This window comes from Rhodococcus sp. B10 (assembly GCF_011770055.1).
GTDB classification, from domain to species: Bacteria; Actinomycetota; Actinomycetes; order Mycobacteriales; family Mycobacteriaceae; genus Rhodococcoides; species Rhodococcoides kyotonensis_B.
Genome location: NZ_JAAFYV010000021.1, coordinates 78,534 through 93,795 on the forward strand (window position 1 = coordinate 78,534; position 15,262 = coordinate 93,795).

Here is a 15,262-nt window from a genome sequence, read left to right on the forward strand (position 1 = left end):
CACTGTTTCTAGCGTCGGGGCATGACTTTCACGCCGCACAGGAAAGGCCGCTCATGAGTCGATTGACAGCTGCGATAGTCGGGTCCGGCAACATCGGGACCGATCTGATGTACAAACTGCTGCGTTCACAGCACATCGAACCGCGCTACATGGTGGGCATCGATCCCGCGAGTGACGGCCTGTCACGAGCACGCGACGAGGGACTCGAAGCGTCGGCTGGCGGAGTCGATTGGCTCCTGGCCCGCCCTGAGCGGCCCGATATCGTCTTCGAAGCCACGTCCGCGGCGGTGCACGGCGCTGCGGCGCCGAGGTACGCCGAGGCGGGAATCCGTGCAATCGATCTGACGCCCGCGTCCGTCGGCCCGTACGTCGTGCCTGCAGTCAATCTGCACCAGCACCTGGATGCACCCAATCTCAACATGGTCAGCTGCGCCGGCCAGGCGACGATACCGATCCTCTACGCCATCAACGAAGTCGCCGACGCGTCGTACGGCGAGATCGTCGCCGCCATCGCGTCCAAATCTGCTGGACCCGGTACCCGACAGAACCTCAGCGAGTTCAGCGAGAAGACCGGTCGCGCACTGGCTTCGGTCGCGGGGGTCCCCAGCGCCAAGGCAATCTCGGTGGTGAATCCGGCTGAGCCACCGATGAACATGCGCGACACGGTCTACGCCAAGGTGCGCAATCCCGACAGCGACGCGATCGAGCGCGCGGTCGTCGACATGGTTGCCCGCGTCCAGGAATACGTGCCGGGGTACTCGCTCCGCCTCGTGGATGTCGACGGCGAACTCGTCACCGTGATGCTCGAAGTAGTCGGAGCGGGCGACTACTTGCCCACGTACGCAGGCAACTTGGACATCATCACGGCCGCAGCAGTACAGGTCGCCGACGTGATCGGCCAACGGTCGGCCCTGGTCGAAGGAGTAGCACGATGAACAACAGGATCACACTCGTGGACACCACGCTTCGCGACGGAATGTCAAGCGTGTCACACCGATTCACCACACAGAACGTTGCCGACATCGCACGGGGACTTGCTCGTGCGGGCATACCCACCATCGAAGTGGCTCACGGCATCGGTTTGGGAGCATCGTCCATTCAGTACGGCTATGCCGCCGCGACCGATCCCGAGTACGTCGCCGCCGCGGTCGCCGCGGCACCCGATGCTCACATCGCCGTGCTGTACGTGCCGGGTATCGCGACGCTCGCGGGGCTACAGGGCGCGATCGACGCCGGCATCGACACCGTGCGAGTTGCCGTTCATTGCACCGAGGCGGACTGCGGACAGCAACCCATCGAATGGGCCGCAGAGCGTGGGTTGACGGTGATGACGTTTCTCATGATGAGCCACAAGCTGTCACCCGAGGCGCTGGCCGAACAAGCGATCAAGCTCGAATCCTACGGTGCAGACGTGATCTACGTCGTCGACTCGGCCGGCGCCATGGTTCCCGCGCAAGCAGGCGCGCGTGTGGCACGGTTGCGCGATGCCGTGGGTACCGACATCGGGTTCCATGCGCACAACAACCTCGGGGTGGGAATCGCCAACGCGCTCACGGCTGCTGAGAACGGAGCCACCTTCATCGACGGGTCCTTGCGTGGGCTCGGCGCAAGCGCCGGCAACGCTCAGACCGAAGTTCTCGCAGCGGCTTTCGAGCGTGCCGGGTGGGAGACGAACGTCGATCTCTTCCCGCTGATCGACACCGCCGAGAACACCGTCGCGCCGCTGATGTCCGAACCGCAGATCGTCGACGAGACCGCACTGGTCCTGGGATACGCAGGGGTCTACTCCACGTTCTTCCATCCCACCAAGCGAGCGGCGAAGAAGTTCGGCGTCCCGGCCAGGGACATCCTCCTCGAGCTGGGGCGCCGTGGCGTCATCGGTGGCCAGGAGGACATGATCGTCGACGTCGCCGCCGAGCTGGCCGGTCGCACCTCTCACGTTCCCGCAGGAGTCTGACCCATGACCCACACCATCCACCATCTCATCGGCAACGAATGGCGAGCAGCCTCCGACGGCGCTTCGTTCGACAGTCACGACCCCCATGACGGCTCCCACCTCGCCACCGTCGCCCGGGGCACAGCAGAGGACGGCGACGCCGCAATCACCGCCGCCCGTACAGCATTCGACGAAGGTCCGTGGGCGCGTATGGCACCCAAGGAACGCGCGAAGATCTTGCATGCCGTCGCGGACGCAGTCGACGACCATCGGGCTGAACTCTCCGACCTGGAGACGCGGGACGGCGGCAAGACCATCACTCAGTCGTCACACGCCGAAATCCCGCGCGTGGCACACAATCTGCGCTTCTTCGCGGATTACGCCGCGATGGCGGAGAACGAGGCGTATCCCGACGGCGATCTCCTTTCCTACACGCTGTACCCCCCAGCTGGAGTCGTCTCGGCGATCAGCCCGTGGAACGCGCCTCTGATGCTCGCGACCTGGAAGATAGCTCCCGCGTTGGCATTCGGCAACACCGTGGTCTTGAAACCGGCGCCGCAGACACCGTTGACCGCCAACCGATTCGCGGAGCTCGCGCTCGAAGCAGGTCTGCCGGAGGGCGTCCTCAACGTCGTGCACGGATTCGGCGGCGAGGCAGTGGCCGGACCGCTGACGTCCGACCCCCGGGTCGATCGCATCACCTTCACCGGGTCGAGCGCAACGGGTGTGAAGATTCTGCAAGCTGCGGCAGCGAACCACACACCGGTGTCGGCGGAGATGGGCGGAAAGTCGGCAAACATCGTGTTCGACGACGCGGATCTGGATATCGCGGTGCCGATGTCCATCCGGGCGATCTTCGGCGGAAACGGGCAGGTCTGTCTGTCGGGTTCTCGGTTGCTCGTACAGAGCGGGATCATGGACGCTTTCCTCGACCGATTCGTCGACGCAGCCCAGAACCTGGCCGTCGGTGATCCGAAGGATCCGGCCACCGTCGTCGGACCGCTCATCGAAGAGAAACATCTCGAAAAGGTCCACGGCTACGTCGAACTCGCGCAGGAGGAGGGCGGAAAAGTCGTCACCGGTGGGAGTCGACTCACCGACCCCGCCCACGCCCCAGGGTTCTACTACCCGCCGACGGTCATCACCGGTCTGACGAACTCGTCACGCACTGCACGGGAAGAAATCTTCGGTCCGGTGGAAACCGTACTCGGGTTCGACACCGAGGACGAAGCACTGCGAATCGCGAACGACTCACCGTACGGCCTCGCCGGAATTCTGTTCACTCAGAATCTCTCTCGTGCCCACCGTATGGCTGCGCGATGGCGTGCAGGCACCGTGTGGATCAACACGTTCTTCGAGCGTGATCTGCGCCTGCCGTTCGGTGGTGAAGGAATCAGTGGCCTCGGACGAGAGGGCGGGCGATACTCGCGAGAATTCTTCACCGAGCCTCGCGCGGTGACTATCCGATTGAGCCGTTAGATGAGCAGCCTGTGCGTGGTCGTCGGGGCCACCGGTGCGCTCGGAACCGCCGTCACACGCCGACTCGTGACGGCAGGGCACCGGGTGCTTGCGGTGGCACGCAGCGCCGACGCCCTCGACGCTCTCGCGTCTCGGCATCCCGCCGTGACCCCGTGCGTGGCAGACATCGGTTCCGACGACGCGATCGAGGCGATCTCGACGGCCGTCGACGCGCCTGTGCGACTGGCGCTGTTCGCGGCGGGGCTCCCGGTGAAAGGATCCGCCGATACGATCGATCCGTCCGGCCTTGCGATTGCGGCGAACATCAAATCCGGGGGCGTGGTCCGGTTGCTGCATGCTGTTCGCGATCATCTGCAGGAAGGAGCGCGGTTCGTGGCCGTCGCGGGCTCGCTCGGTGTGGAGCCAGGTCCGTTCGACGCCGGCCCCGGCACCGCGAACGCCGCGCTGTTCAATCTGATGCGTCAGATCGGGGCACTCTATGGACCGAAGGGCGTCACAACGCACACCCTTGCCCCTGGCCCGATCGACACACCGAGGCTCGACGCATTCATCGAGCGGGAATCGAGCGAGACCGGGGCCCCGCCCGACACGATCCGCGAGAGATACTACGCCGCAACGTCATTGGGCCGCTTGCCGACGCTGGACGAGGTTGCGTGGATCGTCGAGATGTTGCTCGCACCGGAGGCTTCGGTCCTGCACGGCAGCATTCTGACCGTCGACGGCGGCACCCGCCACGGAATCTTCTAGGAGTATTCGATGCCTGTCGCGCATTTTCATCTGGTCGACGGTTCGTTCAGTGCCGACCAGGGGCAGCGCTTGCTCACCGAGGCGAGCCGCCTGTATGCAGACATCCTGAACGCGCCGATCGACAGGATCCGCGCGTTCATCGTCCGATACGGTGCGATGGACGTCGCGGTGAGCGGAGCGTTCTACGCGTCCAGTTCGCCGTATTTCACGGCCATCGTGTTGGCGGGCAGACCCGCGTCGCAACGACAAGATCTCCTGGCCCGCTTCACCGATCTCGTGGTGGACGTGTTGGACGTCGACCGACGCGGGGTTCGCGGGCGCATCGTCGAGGTGCAGCCCGAGAATTGGGCAATCGGCGGCACTCCGGCTGCGGTGGCGCGTGCCGACGAAATCGCGGCACGCGCCGTGCACTAGGGATCGGCTCCGCTGAGCATCGTTGCCGAACGGTGCCTGCGGGCAGACCTGCTGTCACCGTTCGGCGATGGTCACGTCCCCTGCAGCGAAGTGCGTCTTCCGGACCTCTCGGATGATCACGCGCACGGTGCTCACCGGCACACCGAGGGCGCGTTGTGCGCCCTCGGTGAGCTCGTGAATCAACGCACGCAGTTGTTCAGGGCTGCGGCCCTCTGCAATCGTCACGTCGATGATCGGCACGTTATTCTCCCGCCACCGTGACGGAACCGAGAGAAGTGAAGTGCGCCGCGATACGTGAACCTGGTTGCACGGGAACGGCATCGGTCATGCCGCCCGTCAACACCACCCATCCCGGTTCGATGGCCAACCCGCGTTCCGCGAGAGTGTTCGCGGCGAACGCCAAGGCCTCCGCAGGGTGCCCGTGCACCGCTGCTCCGGTAGCGGAATCGACAACTTCTCCGTCCACTTCCAACAGGCACGCCTCCAACGCGAGATCCAGGTCCTCGGGGCTGCGTCCGATCGGTCCGGTGACGTAGCGTCCCGACGAATTGTTGTCTGCGATGGCGTCCATCATCGTGAACTCGTACCCGGAGAATCTACTGTCGATGATTTCGATGGCGCCGACCACATGGTCGACCGCAGCGAGGGCCGTCGCGGCGGAAACCCCAGGGCCGCTGAGGCGTCGGCCCATGACGAACGCGATCTCGGGCTCGGCCCGTGCGTGAATGTGGCGCCTCAGCGGAACGGGCGCACCGATCGGCAGAATCATCGCGTCGGTGAGCCAAGCCGTCGACGGCGAATCCACCCCTACCTGAATCTGTTTGGCGCGTGACGTCACCCCGAGCTTGACGCCCGTCACCGTCTGTCCGCCGGAGATGCGCATGCGGAGCGCTACGTCCTGCGCGTCGTAAGCGGCACGGAGATCGAGTCCGTCCCACTCCGCTCCGATGGATGTCTGTGGTTCCGCTCGCCGCTCCGCTCCTAGCAGAGTTTCAGCGATCTGCGCGACGCTCCACTGCGTCATGACTCTCCCTCCTCGTCGAAAATTGCAGTGACCGAGCCGATTCCACCGATGTTCGCCACTACCGACTGGCCTGGAGCGACGGCGAACGCCCGGGTCATGGAACCGGGCAGAACGACATGCCCGGGTTCCAATGTGACGCCCAGCGGGCCGACCGTGTTGGCGAGCCAGACCAGCGCGTTGATCGGTGAGCCCAGCACGGCGCCACCTGCGCCCGTGGCGATCAGTGCGCCGTCCATGTGCAGCGTGCAGCCGGCGAGCCGCAGATCGACCGCGTTCAGCGACATCGGCTTGCTACCGAGGATCACGCCACCGGACGATGCGTTGTCCGCGATGGTGTCGACGATGCCGATTTTCCAGTCGCGGATCCGCGAATCGACCACTTCCAGGGCGGGGAGAACGAAGTCTACGGCGCGCACGGCATCGGCGACGGTGACGCCCGGCCCCGTGAGGGGCTTACCGAGCACGAAAGCAATTTCTGGTTCGATGCGGGGCTGCAGAAAGATTCCTGACGGAATCGGTTGGTGCTCGAGGTGGAACATTCCTCCGGTCAGATGTCCGAAGTCCGGTTGCCCGACGCCCATCTGTCGCTGGATTGCTCGGGACGCGAGTCCCACCTTGTGACCCTTGATCACCTCGCCGTCTCGCACCCACTGCTCGACCTGCGCTTGCTGCACTCTGTACGCGAACTCGACGCCGGCCTCGGGGTAGCGGGGCGAGAGCGGCTCGATCGGCCGACCGGTTCGATAGACCTCGAGCAGCAGGTCTGCCGCGTCGTGTACGGCGTTCTCGTCGGTAGCTGCGCTACTCCCTGTCACAGCGGTCACGACGCGAACCTTCCCTGCACTGGAGCGGTCGTTCGGTTGCGACCGAGCGGCACGACGGCCTCGGCTACCTCGGCGAGTGCCCTGGTCACCTCGTTCGCGGCACCGACGACGGCTCGGTGGAACTCGACGCGGTTGGCGACGAAACGTGACGCCGGAACGCTCATGCTGATGGCGGCGACCACCTGGCCCATGTCGTCTCGGACCGGGGCTGCGACACAGTCGACGTCGGCGACCGCCTCGCCGAGATCGAAGGCGCAGCCTGCCGACCGCACCGCGTCGAGCGCCTCTACCAGTCCGGCCGCGCTGGTGATGGTGGTCGGTGTTCTACGACGGAGCGTGGTCGTGTCCAGAAAGCGTGCGAGCTCGACATGGTGCAGTTGAGCGAGCAGTACTTTACCCACCGCGGTGCAGTATGCGTCGAGCCGTGTTCCCACGCGCGCGCCCTGCACCGTGATGTTGTGTGTGCCGAGCACCTTGTCGACGTACAACACTCGGTTTCGTTCCATGACCGCGAGATGTGTTGTCTCGCCGTAGTTCTCGACGAGCCTGTCCAGGACGGGGGCTGCGCAGGTGCGAACGTCCACGGTGCCGCGGAGCGCTTGACCGAGTTCGACCACACGCCATCCGATCCGATACCGCCCGCGTGCTCGGCACTGGAGCAGCCCGATGTCTACGAGCGAGGACAGCAAGGCGTGTGCACTCGATCGCGGGAGATCGATGGTATTCGCGACCTCCGATACCCCCCACTCCGGTCGTTCGACCGTAAAAAGGTCCAGTACGGGACCGATCTTCTGCACTGTCTGCAGCGTCGCCACGGTATCTCCTCGTTGTCTTCCTTCTGTGATCTGCAACACTAGGAACCGAAGGAGGATCCGACCATGACCGCCGACGCACGAAAAGATGGCTCGGAGCGCACGGACACGTCGGTGTACATCGACACCAGTGGTCTCGGATCTCGCGAAGGCCGTGACACCTGGGCCAGTGCGCTCGAATCGACGTACTGCGAGATGGGCCTCGAATGGGGTTCACCGCACGCACACTTCGACGCGGAACTGGTCGGACGTCCGTTCGGCGATCTCTACGTCAGCACCGTGCGCGCCGATCCGCACACAGTCATTCGGACACCTGCGATGATTTCCGGCGACGACGACGACTTGTTGTTGTGCCTGGTCATGCGGGGCCGTGGCCACGTCGAACAGGACGGGCGGTCGGCCGACCTGCGGCACGGTTCCTTCGCCTTTCTCGATCCTTCGCGACCGTTCGTGTTCGCTTCTCCGACCGAATTCGAGCAAGTGGTGGTGCGCACCCCGCGACGCCTGCTCACGTCGCGGCTGCCGTCTCACATCGTCGATGCGGTTGCGGCTCAAGGCGTATCGGCGGGTGAGGGTGTAGGTCGCGTCGTGAGCCGTCTCCTGCAGGAGATCGCCGGTCTCGATCCCGGCGTAGCGCCCGGCGCCGCGTCGTCGTTGTCGGCGTCGATGATGGACATGTTGGTCACCGCACTTGCCGACGGGACGGTTCTGCAGAGCCACACCGAGCTCGCTCATGTGCGAGACCTCCGGCGCGCTCAGCAGCTCCTGGGGTCACGAATGCACGACCCGGACCTCACGATGTCCGACGCTGCTCGCGATCTCGGCATGTCTGTTCGCCATCTTCAGAACTTGTTCCGACGAGCCGACGCAACACCCATGAACTGGTTGTACGCCGCAAGGCTCGACCGGGCGCGCGGCCTGCTCATCGGCTCCGATGCCACCATCAACGATGTGGCGGAAACCGTGGGTTTCCGAGACGTCTCGCATTTCAGCCGCACATTCCGCAAGCGCTTCGGAGCGAGTCCCGGCGAATACCGCAAAGCCAACTCGACGAGCTGATTTTCCGCCCATCCGAACGGACACGGGACGCACTGCGCCCGATGTTCGGAACTACCGAACGATGTTCGGGTGGACTTCGAGCGCGTCTCAGTCTTGTGATCGCGGACACAACCGAACCACTTCGGGGTCCGCGTTCGACCTGACTACACGCGCCGCAGAAGGAGAATCATGACCGCCACTCTCGGCTTCATCGAAGACATCACGATCGAAGAGCTCGAAAAGGACCCGTACCCGTTCTACGAGCGCCTGCGCCGAGAAGCGCCGGTGGCGTTCGTCCCCGCCCTCGGCATGTACATAGTGTCCTCGAAAGATTTGTGTGCGGACATCGCGAAGGATTCCGACAACTGGCCTGCGGTCATCTCTGCGGCCGGCGGCCGCACGTTCGGGCCAGGTGCTCTGCTGAACACCAACGGCGAAGAACATCGGAAGTTGCGCGACATGATCGAGCCCCATCTGCAGCCCAGTGCGGTCGACAAGTACATCGACGCACTGGTCCGGCCCTACGCACGCGAGCGTCTCGAAGCCTTCGACAGCGACGGGCGGGCAGATCTCGTATCGGCGTACTGCGAGCCGGTCAGCGTGCGTGCGCTCGGCGATCTGCTCGGATTGAACGACGTCAGCACCGACAATCTACGGGAGTGGTTCCACAAACTCAGCGTCTCCTTCACGAACGCTGCCGTCGACGACAACGGGGATTTCGCCAACCCGGACGGGTTCGAGCCGGGTGACGAGGCGAAAGCCGAGATCATCGCGCACGTCGATCCCAAGATCGATCACTGGATCGACCATCCCGACCACTCCGCGATATCGCACTGGCTGCACGACGGCATGCCCGAAGGGCAGACGCGTCCACGCGAGGTCATCTATCCCAACCTGTATGTGTTCCTGCTCGGCGCGATGCAGGAGCCCGGTCACGCGATGGCGACCACGGTTGCGGGATTGTTGAGCAGACCCGACCAGCTCGAACGCGTCGTCGACGATCCGACGTTGATCCCTCGTGCCCAGTCCGAGGGAATGCGTTGGGTAGCACCGATCTGGTCGGCGGTCGTCAAGGCTGCGACGAAAGACGTCACCGTCGGCGGTGTCGACATCCCCGCGGGATCGGCCGTCATGCTCTCCTACGGATCGGCGAACCAAGACGAACACGCGTACGACGCGCCCACCGCCTACGACCTCGACCGGCCCGTCACTCCGAACATGACCTTCGGTGCGGGCGCACACGCCTGCGGGGGAACGTATTTCGCGAACGCCGTCATCAGAATCGGTCTGGAGGAGCTGTTGGAGGCCATCCCGAACCTCGAACGCGACGACACTCGTGACGTCGATTTCTGGGGCTGGGGTTTTCGGGGGCCGAAGGAACTTTTCGTCAAGTGGGAGGTGTGAGATGACCGCCGAACATCGCGTCCGACTTCCGGGCCGCGACATCGGGTGTGAGGAGCAGCAGTCCATCCTCGACGCGACCCTGCGCGGCGGAGGATGGCTGTCGCATTCCTGCACACAGGGAACGTGCGGCACGTGCAAGGTGAAGGTTCTCTGCGGCACCGTCGACCACGGCGCATCTCCCGAGTACACACTTACGGCCGAGGAACGGGAACGGGGCCTGGCGTTGGCGTGTATGGCGAGTCCGTGCACCGACGTCGTCGTCGAACCCCTCGGTGTCGTGGCCGACGACGGCACGCCGCGGTATCCGCTACGCGATTACGAAGGCACCGTGACCGTGCTCGACGACATCGCGTCGAACACCCGTCGGCTGAAAATCCGCCTCGACGCAGCAATGGAATTCAATGCAGGCCAGTACGCCGAGATTCTCGTTCCCGGAACGGGCGTCGGGCGTCAGTACTCCATGGCCAATGCGCCGAGCGAGTCTCGCGAACTCGAATTCCACATCAAGCGCACCGACCACGGAATCGCTACCGCTGGTTGGATATTCGGCAACCTCGCCGTCGGTGATCGGGTGTCGCTGCGCGGGCCACTCGGGCAATTCGGGATCGCACGACGGCACGACGAGCCCGCGATCCTCATCGGCGGCGGAACGGGGTTGGCGCCGCTGACCTCGATAGTCCGCCACGCCCTCGAACACGACTTGTTGCCGGAGTTGCACCTCTACCACGGGGGAAGGCGTCGGGACGACCTGTACGACGGTGACTACTTCCGCGATCTCGAACGGGCCCATCCTCAGTTCCACTACCGTCCCGCGCTGAGCGAGGAGATCTGGGACGGCGCGTGCGGGTTGGTCACCGATGTCGTGCTCGACGACTTCGCCACCTGTAAGGGCCTGCGCGCGTATTTGTGTGGGCCACCGCCGATGGTGGATGCGGCGGTGAAGGCGCTCAAGCGACGGCGCATGGCGCCGCGGCTCGTCGCGCGAGAGGAATTCACGGCGTCGACTCCTGTTCTCTCGAGCGTTCTTTGACGACGGCGGAAGCCGGTGCTCTTTCTCGTCGAGAGCACCGGCTTCCACTGACGGTGACCGGTCTAGAAACCCCACGGCTCATCTCTACCGACGACCGCGAGCGACCGGAAGCTTCCGGTGTAGAACACCAGGGGGCTGCCGTCGTCGTAGGCGAGTTCCTCGACCCGGCCGAGATGCAACGAGTGGTCTCCGGCGGGATACGTCGCCTCTAGGGTGCACGACAGATGCACGAGGGCACCCTCGAGAAGTGGAACGCCGCGGCGCCACACGAAGCGGACGAGGTCGGGGCGGCGAACAGCGTTCGCGAAGTGCAAGGACAGCGGCTCTTGATCACCGGCGAGTACCGACACTCCGTACTTGCCGGTATCACGAATGCGCGCGTCCATCTTCGCCCGGGTCGAGATGGACACCAATACCAACGGCGGATCGAGCGACACGGAGGTGAAAGCGTTGGCAGTCATGCCGTGTACCGATTCTTCGTTCTCGCTTTCGGCGGTCGTCACTATCGTGACACCGCTGGCGAACCGCCCCAGGGCCTTACGCATGACGAACGGCGAAATTTTCACGTCAGCGCCGCCGAACGATCTCGAGGTCGTCGTTCGAAATCAGATCGGGGCGCGTCCAGCCGTCGACGTCGTATTCGGACATGCACTGCTCTGCAAAGCCTTTGAGCTTCAGGTCCTCGCCCGCACCCTGATACGCGAACAGGGTCTGAAAGCGGACGGCTTCGTGATCGCCGCCGTAGTTGCGCTCGTACAGCTCGTGTCGTCCGCCGAATTCGGTACCGACTGCGTCCCACAGCAACTTGAGCAATTTGACGCGATCGACGGCCTCGACGCCACCGGAACCACGAACGTATTGATCCAGATAGGGACGAATTCGGTCGTCGCCGAAATCGCTGACATGGCTGTTGAGGTAGATCAGTCCGCTGCCGAGGGTCTGCTGGATGATTTCCTTGATTCTCGGGTAGCCGATGCCCATGAAGGTGCGGTAAGCCAAGCCGTATCGCGTATTCGGTTGCACCGCACCGCCGACCCAGTCCTCGGGCGACTTGGCCATGGCGTCCGACAGTCCCCAGAACATGTCTCGCCAGTTGAGTATTTCACCGACCTGCATCTGAACGCCGCGGAAGCTCGCCGAGCCGGTGAGCTCGACAGCCTTCATGACGCAGCCGGCAATGAAGTCGAGCTTCACGGCAAGCCGCGCGCAACCATGAAAGGTGAAGCGCGGCAGGAAACCCGAGCGCATCACGAACCCGTTGGATGCCTCGACGTCGTAGGCGAATATGTTCTCCCAGGGCACGAGCACGTTGTCGAGAACCATGATCGCATCGTTCTCGTCGAAGCGGCTCGACAACGGGTAGTCGAAAGGGCTGCCCATGACAGCCGCGCTCATTTCGTACGACGTGCGGCAGAACAGTTTGAGACCAGGGGAGTCCATCGGCACGGTGAAGATGACGCCGAATTCTTTCTTGCGAATCGGCAGGCCGTAATGGGCGATGAAGTTCGCATTGGTGATGGCCGAACCGGTGGCCACCACCTTCGCGCCGGACACGACCAAACCTGCATCCGTCTCTTTCACGACGTGGATGCACACGTCCGCGGTCTCGTCGGCCGGCTTGTCTCGATCGATGGGAGGGTGCACGATCGCATGGTTGAGGTAAAGCAACCGCTCCTGCGCTTCCTTGTACCAGCGCAGGGCATTCGGCTTGTACTCGCCGTAGAAGTCGGCGTTGGCGCCGAGCGTGCCCAAGAACGACGCCTTGTAGTCGGGCGAACGTCCCATCCAGCCGTACACTTCCCGCTGCCAGGTGACGATAGCGTCCCGGGCGAGAACGAGATCGTCAGCGCTACGCGCAGTCTTGAAGAACGGGTGCGTGAATCCGCCGTTGCCCGTATCCGTCGGCACCGCGAGAACGCCTGCAGCCTCGGGACGGTGAATGGCGTCGTACATGCGGGCAACGGAACGCACCGAATTGCGGAACGCCGGGTGGGTGGTGACGTCGTCCACTCGTTCGCCGCGGAAGTAGACTTCGCGGCCGTCGCGCAACGACTCGATGTACTCGTCGCCCGTCATCGGACGAATGTCGTTGAGCGATTGGGATTCCTGGGAATTCAACACTGCAGTCATGAAGTGGTGTCCTCTTTCGTCAGCCGAAGTTTGTCTGTGATTCGGAACACTAGAAGCGTGAGGTGAGGTTCGACCATGACCAACGACGCACGACGGGATGACTCCGCGCGCACACTTCGGTCCGTCACGTTCAGCACTCGTGATCTCGGTACCAGAGAGGGCCGCGACGCGTGGGCGCGGGCGCTCGACTCGACCTACTGCGAGATGGATCTCGACTGGGGTGAACCGCGTGGTCGCTTCGACGGTGAGCTGACAGGCAAACAATTCGGTGACCTGTTCGTCACCACGGTGACCGCAGATCCCCACACCGTGGTACGCACGCCGGCATCGATCTCGTCCGACGAGCGGGCGCACTACTTGCTGTGTGTCGTGACGGCGGGCCACGTCCACATACGGCAAGACGGGCGTGTGTCGACTCTCGACGGTGGGGCGTTCGCCTTGCTGGATCCTGCGCGCCCATTCGTCTTTCGGTCAGATGCTCGGTTCTCTCAACTGGTGATTCGCGCACCTCGTGAAGCTCTGGATTCTCGATTGGCGATCCACGATGGCTCGACCATTACAGCGCAGGCGATTTCGAGCAATTCAGCAACAGGTTCGATCGTCAGCACGTTCCTGCAGAGCATCGCAACATTGGAATCGGACATCGTGTCGAGAGCGGCGCAGTCACTGTCGTTGTCGACTCTCGACATGCTGGTGACATCGATGAACACGGAACTCGCCCGTACCGACAGGCCCACCGAACTACGGGCGCGCCATCTTCACAGTTATCAAACGCAACTGGAAAGCACGTTGCATGATCCGAACGTCTCGCTCACCGACGCGGCGCATGCGACCGGAATGTCGCTGAGATATGTGCAGAACTTGTTCCGCGACATCGGAACCACGCCGTCGGCCTGGCTCGCCTCGCATCGGCTGGAGCGGGCACGGCGACTGCTGACGGAGTCCGATATAACCGTGCAGGAAGTCAGTGAGGCCAGCGGTTTTCGCGACGTCTCACATTTCAGCCGCACGTTCCGGAAGCAGTTCGGCATGAGTCCCGGGCGTTACCGGAGCGCATCGGCCGGTTCATAGGCCTCGATACACGTCAGTCACAACTGCTTTGCAAATTCCAACGCGATGTTTAGCGCCCGTGCGTCGAGTCTGCGAGGCGGGATTGCGGACAACGCCCGATCCGCCCTCTGCAGCAATCTCGACCCGCGATGCGTGATACAAAGAAGGTGCTGTTGGCGCTTTGCGGGGTTTTGCTGCACTGCAACGTATCCTGCGCTTGCCAACGCACCGGTGGTGACTCCGATACTGGTGCGATGTCGGAGGAGCGATCGACTGAGGGCTGTATAGGTGACCGGTCCATGCGCCTCCAGATGACGAAGAATCTCGTACCGAGCCCAGCTCACCCCGACGACCGTGAGCTGTTGTTCCAGTGAAGCGCGCAACGAGTCCGCGGTACGCAGGAACGCCATGTAAGACGCAACCAAGTCAGAAACTTCGGGTCGCGACGGATCGGGTATGGGTGGCGAATGGGCGACGGTCGTCTTCACTCGGCGCCCTACTTCAGTTCTGCGAGGACGGTGCCTTGGGTGATGGCAGAGCCGGGGGTGACGGCGAGGCCGGTGACGACGCCTGCTTTGTGGGCGTTGACGGGGTTTTCCATTTTCATTGCTTCGAGGACGGCGATGAGGTCGCCTTCGGCGACTTCTTGTCCTTCTTCGACGGCGACCTTGACGACGGTGCCCTGCATGGGTGCGGTGACGGCGTCACCGGATGCGGCACCGGCGCCGCCGCCGCCACGCTTGCGCGGCTTGGGCTTGCGGCGGATCGCACCATCGGATGCTGCGCCGCCGCCGAGGGAGAACTGGCCGGGCAGGGACACCTCGATGCGCCTGCCGCCGACCTCGACGACCACGTTCTGGCGCGGCAGTGCTTCGTCGTCGTCGAGTGCGTCTGCTGCGGTGAACGGGGGAACTTGGTTGTCCCATTCGGTTTCGATCCACCGGGTGTGGACGTCGAAGGATTCTCCGTCGCCGATGAACGCGGGGTCGGAGACCACTGCGGCGTGGAACGGGATGACGGTGGCGAGGCCTTCGACCTTGAACTCGGCCAGCGCGCGGCGGCTGCGGGCGAGTGCTTCCTCGCGGGTGGCGCCGGTGACGATGAGCTTGGCGAGCATGGAGTCGAATTGGCCACCGATCACCGAGCCGGACTCGACACCGGAATCGACGCGGACGCCGGGGCCTTCGGGGGCGATGAAGGTGGTGACCGGTCCGGGTGCGGGCAGGAAGCCGCGGCCGGCGTCTTCACCGTTGATGCGGAACTCGAAGGAGTGTCCGCGCGGTTCGGGGTCTTCGGTGATCGACAGTTCTTCGCCGTTGGCGATGCGGAACTGCTGCAGCACGAGGTCGATGCCGGAGGTTTCCTCGGTGACGG

Annotated in this window: 16 protein-coding genes; 9 read left to right on the plus strand and 7 right to left on the minus strand. The window is 63.9% G+C overall.

The features are described 5' to 3' along the window. Nucleotides 1-53 precede the first annotated feature (53 nt). Genes RhoFasB10_RS15425 through RhoFasB10_RS15445 form a run of 5 tightly spaced genes read left to right on the plus strand, consistent with a single transcriptional unit; the run spans nt 54 to nt 4,576 of the window. On the plus strand, nt 54-935 hold the full coding sequence (locus tag RhoFasB10_RS15425; protein WP_167677113.1) for an acetaldehyde dehydrogenase (acetylating): 882 nt from the start codon (nt 54-56) through the stop codon (nt 933-935). Continuing rightward, entirely contained in the window at nt 932-1,957 is a 1,026-nt protein-coding gene (gene dmpG / locus RhoFasB10_RS15430) for a 4-hydroxy-2-oxovalerate aldolase (protein ID WP_167677115.1), read from the plus strand. The genes RhoFasB10_RS15425 and dmpG overlap by 4 nt, the downstream gene beginning before the upstream one ends. A gap of 3 nt (nt 1,958-1,960) precedes the next feature. After that, nucleotides 1,961-3,415, plus strand: coding sequence for an aldehyde dehydrogenase (locus RhoFasB10_RS15435; RefSeq protein WP_167677117.1), 1,455 nt, complete (start codon nt 1,961-1,963; stop codon nt 3,413-3,415). Next, nucleotides 3,416-4,162, plus strand: a complete 747-nt coding sequence (locus RhoFasB10_RS15440) for an SDR family oxidoreductase (RefSeq protein WP_167677119.1) — start codon at nt 3,416-3,418, stop codon at nt 4,160-4,162. It abuts the gene before it with no gap. Between the two features lie 9 nt (nt 4,163-4,171). Continuing rightward, nucleotides 4,172-4,576 carry a tautomerase family protein gene (locus RhoFasB10_RS15445; protein ID WP_167677121.1) on the plus strand — a complete coding sequence of 135 codons (405 nt, stop codon included), beginning with the start codon at nt 4,172-4,174 and terminating at the stop codon, nt 4,574-4,576. A 54-nt stretch (nt 4,577-4,630) separates the two neighbouring features. Here RhoFasB10_RS15445 and RhoFasB10_RS26375 read toward each other — a convergent pair whose 3' ends face one another. The 4 genes from RhoFasB10_RS26375 to RhoFasB10_RS15465 are packed head-to-tail and all read right to left on the minus strand — an operon-like array spanning nt 4,631 to nt 7,239. Continuing rightward, nucleotides 4,631-4,816: a tautomerase family protein gene (locus RhoFasB10_RS26375; RefSeq protein WP_114332514.1), complete on the minus strand. Its 186-nt coding sequence runs from the start codon at nt 4,814-4,816 to the stop codon at nt 4,631-4,633. 1 nt (nt 4,817) lies between these two features. Continuing rightward, entirely contained in the window at nt 4,818-5,600 is a 783-nt protein-coding gene (locus RhoFasB10_RS15455; protein WP_114332513.1) for a fumarylacetoacetate hydrolase family protein, read from the minus strand. Then, complete coding sequence (locus tag RhoFasB10_RS15460; RefSeq protein WP_167677139.1) at nt 5,597-6,415, minus strand: fumarylacetoacetate hydrolase family protein; 819 nt, start codon at nt 6,413-6,415, stop codon at nt 5,597-5,599. Before RhoFasB10_RS15460 ends, RhoFasB10_RS15455 begins: the two co-directional genes overlap by 4 nt. Before the next feature lie 5 nt (nt 6,416-6,420). After that, nucleotides 6,421-7,239, minus strand: a complete 819-nt coding sequence (locus tag RhoFasB10_RS15465) for an IclR family transcriptional regulator (protein WP_114332512.1) — start codon at nt 7,237-7,239, stop codon at nt 6,421-6,423. 63 nt (nt 7,240-7,302) lie between these two features. Here RhoFasB10_RS15465 and RhoFasB10_RS15470 point away from each other — a divergent pair, with 63 nt between their 5' ends. The 3 genes from RhoFasB10_RS15470 to RhoFasB10_RS15480 all read left to right on the plus strand — a co-directional run bounded on the left by RhoFasB10_RS15470 (nt 7,303) and on the right by RhoFasB10_RS15480 (nt 10,708). Next, entirely contained in the window at nt 7,303-8,295 is a 993-nt protein-coding gene (locus RhoFasB10_RS15470) for a helix-turn-helix domain-containing protein (RefSeq protein ID WP_114332511.1), read from the plus strand. A gap of 168 nt (nt 8,296-8,463) precedes the next feature. Continuing rightward, a complete protein-coding gene (locus RhoFasB10_RS15475; RefSeq protein WP_167677123.1) occupies nt 8,464-9,678 on the plus strand; it encodes a cytochrome P450 in 1,215 nt (404 codons plus the stop codon). Between the two features lies 1 nt (nt 9,679). Next, nucleotides 9,680-10,708 (plus strand): FAD-binding oxidoreductase, encoded by a 1,029-nt coding sequence (locus RhoFasB10_RS15480; RefSeq protein WP_167677125.1) that lies wholly within the window; start codon nt 9,680-9,682, stop codon nt 10,706-10,708. Between the two features lie 62 nt (nt 10,709-10,770). Here the strand turns inward: RhoFasB10_RS15480 and nphA are convergent, their stop codons facing one another. Continuing rightward, complete coding sequence (gene nphA, locus RhoFasB10_RS15485; RefSeq protein ID WP_114332550.1) at nt 10,771-11,253, minus strand: NADH-dependent flavin reductase; 483 nt, start codon at nt 11,251-11,253, stop codon at nt 10,771-10,773. A 22-nt stretch (nt 11,254-11,275) separates the two neighbouring features. Next, nucleotides 11,276-12,838: a 4-hydroxyphenylacetate 3-hydroxylase N-terminal domain-containing protein gene (locus RhoFasB10_RS15490; protein WP_167677127.1), complete on the minus strand. Its 1,563-nt coding sequence runs from the start codon at nt 12,836-12,838 to the stop codon at nt 11,276-11,278. 75 nt (nt 12,839-12,913) lie between these two features. Between RhoFasB10_RS15490 and RhoFasB10_RS15495 the strand changes: the two genes are divergently transcribed. Further along, a complete protein-coding gene (locus RhoFasB10_RS15495; RefSeq protein WP_167677129.1) occupies nt 12,914-13,909 on the plus strand; it encodes a helix-turn-helix domain-containing protein in 996 nt (331 codons plus the stop codon). 475 nt (nt 13,910-14,384) lie between these two features. Here RhoFasB10_RS15495 and RhoFasB10_RS15500 read toward each other — a convergent pair. Further along, nucleotides 14,385-15,262: biotin/lipoyl-containing protein (locus tag RhoFasB10_RS15500; protein WP_167677131.1), on the minus strand; the 878-nt coding region annotated here is incomplete at its 5' end.

Excerpts from the sequence above, each read along its gene's own strand:
- RhoFasB10_RS15470 (WP_114332511.1), top strand. The coding sequence starts at position 7,303 with ATGACCGCCGACGCACGAAAAGATGGCTCGGAGCGCACGGACACGTCG.
- RhoFasB10_RS15480 (WP_167677125.1), top strand. The coding sequence starts at position 9,680 with ATGACCGCCGAACATCGCGTCCGACTTCCGGGCCGCGACATCGGGTGT.
- dmpG (WP_167677115.1), top strand. The coding sequence starts at position 932 with ATGAACAACAGGATCACACTCGTGGACACCACGCTTCGCGACGGAATG.
- RhoFasB10_RS15475 (WP_167677123.1), top strand. The coding sequence starts at position 8,464 with ATGACCGCCACTCTCGGCTTCATCGAAGACATCACGATCGAAGAGCTC.
- RhoFasB10_RS15435 (WP_167677117.1), top strand. The coding sequence starts at position 1,961 with ATGACCCACACCATCCACCATCTCATCGGCAACGAATGGCGAGCAGCC.
- RhoFasB10_RS15445 (WP_167677121.1), top strand. The coding sequence starts at position 4,172 with ATGCCTGTCGCGCATTTTCATCTGGTCGACGGTTCGTTCAGTGCCGAC.
- RhoFasB10_RS15455 (WP_114332513.1), bottom strand. The coding sequence starts at position 5,600 with ATGACGCAGTGGAGCGTCGCGCAGATCGCTGAAACTCTGCTAGGAGCG.
- RhoFasB10_RS15440 (WP_167677119.1), top strand. The coding sequence starts at position 3,416 with ATGAGCAGCCTGTGCGTGGTCGTCGGGGCCACCGGTGCGCTCGGAACC.
- RhoFasB10_RS15425 (WP_167677113.1), top strand. The coding sequence starts at position 54 with ATGAGTCGATTGACAGCTGCGATAGTCGGGTCCGGCAACATCGGGACC.
- RhoFasB10_RS15495 (WP_167677129.1), top strand. The coding sequence starts at position 12,914 with ATGACCAACGACGCACGACGGGATGACTCCGCGCGCACACTTCGGTCC.
- nphA (WP_114332550.1), bottom strand. The coding sequence starts at position 11,253 with ATGCGTAAGGCCCTGGGGCGGTTCGCCAGCGGTGTCACGATAGTGACG.
- RhoFasB10_RS15490 (WP_167677127.1), bottom strand. The coding sequence starts at position 12,838 with ATGACTGCAGTGTTGAATTCCCAGGAATCCCAATCGCTCAACGACATT.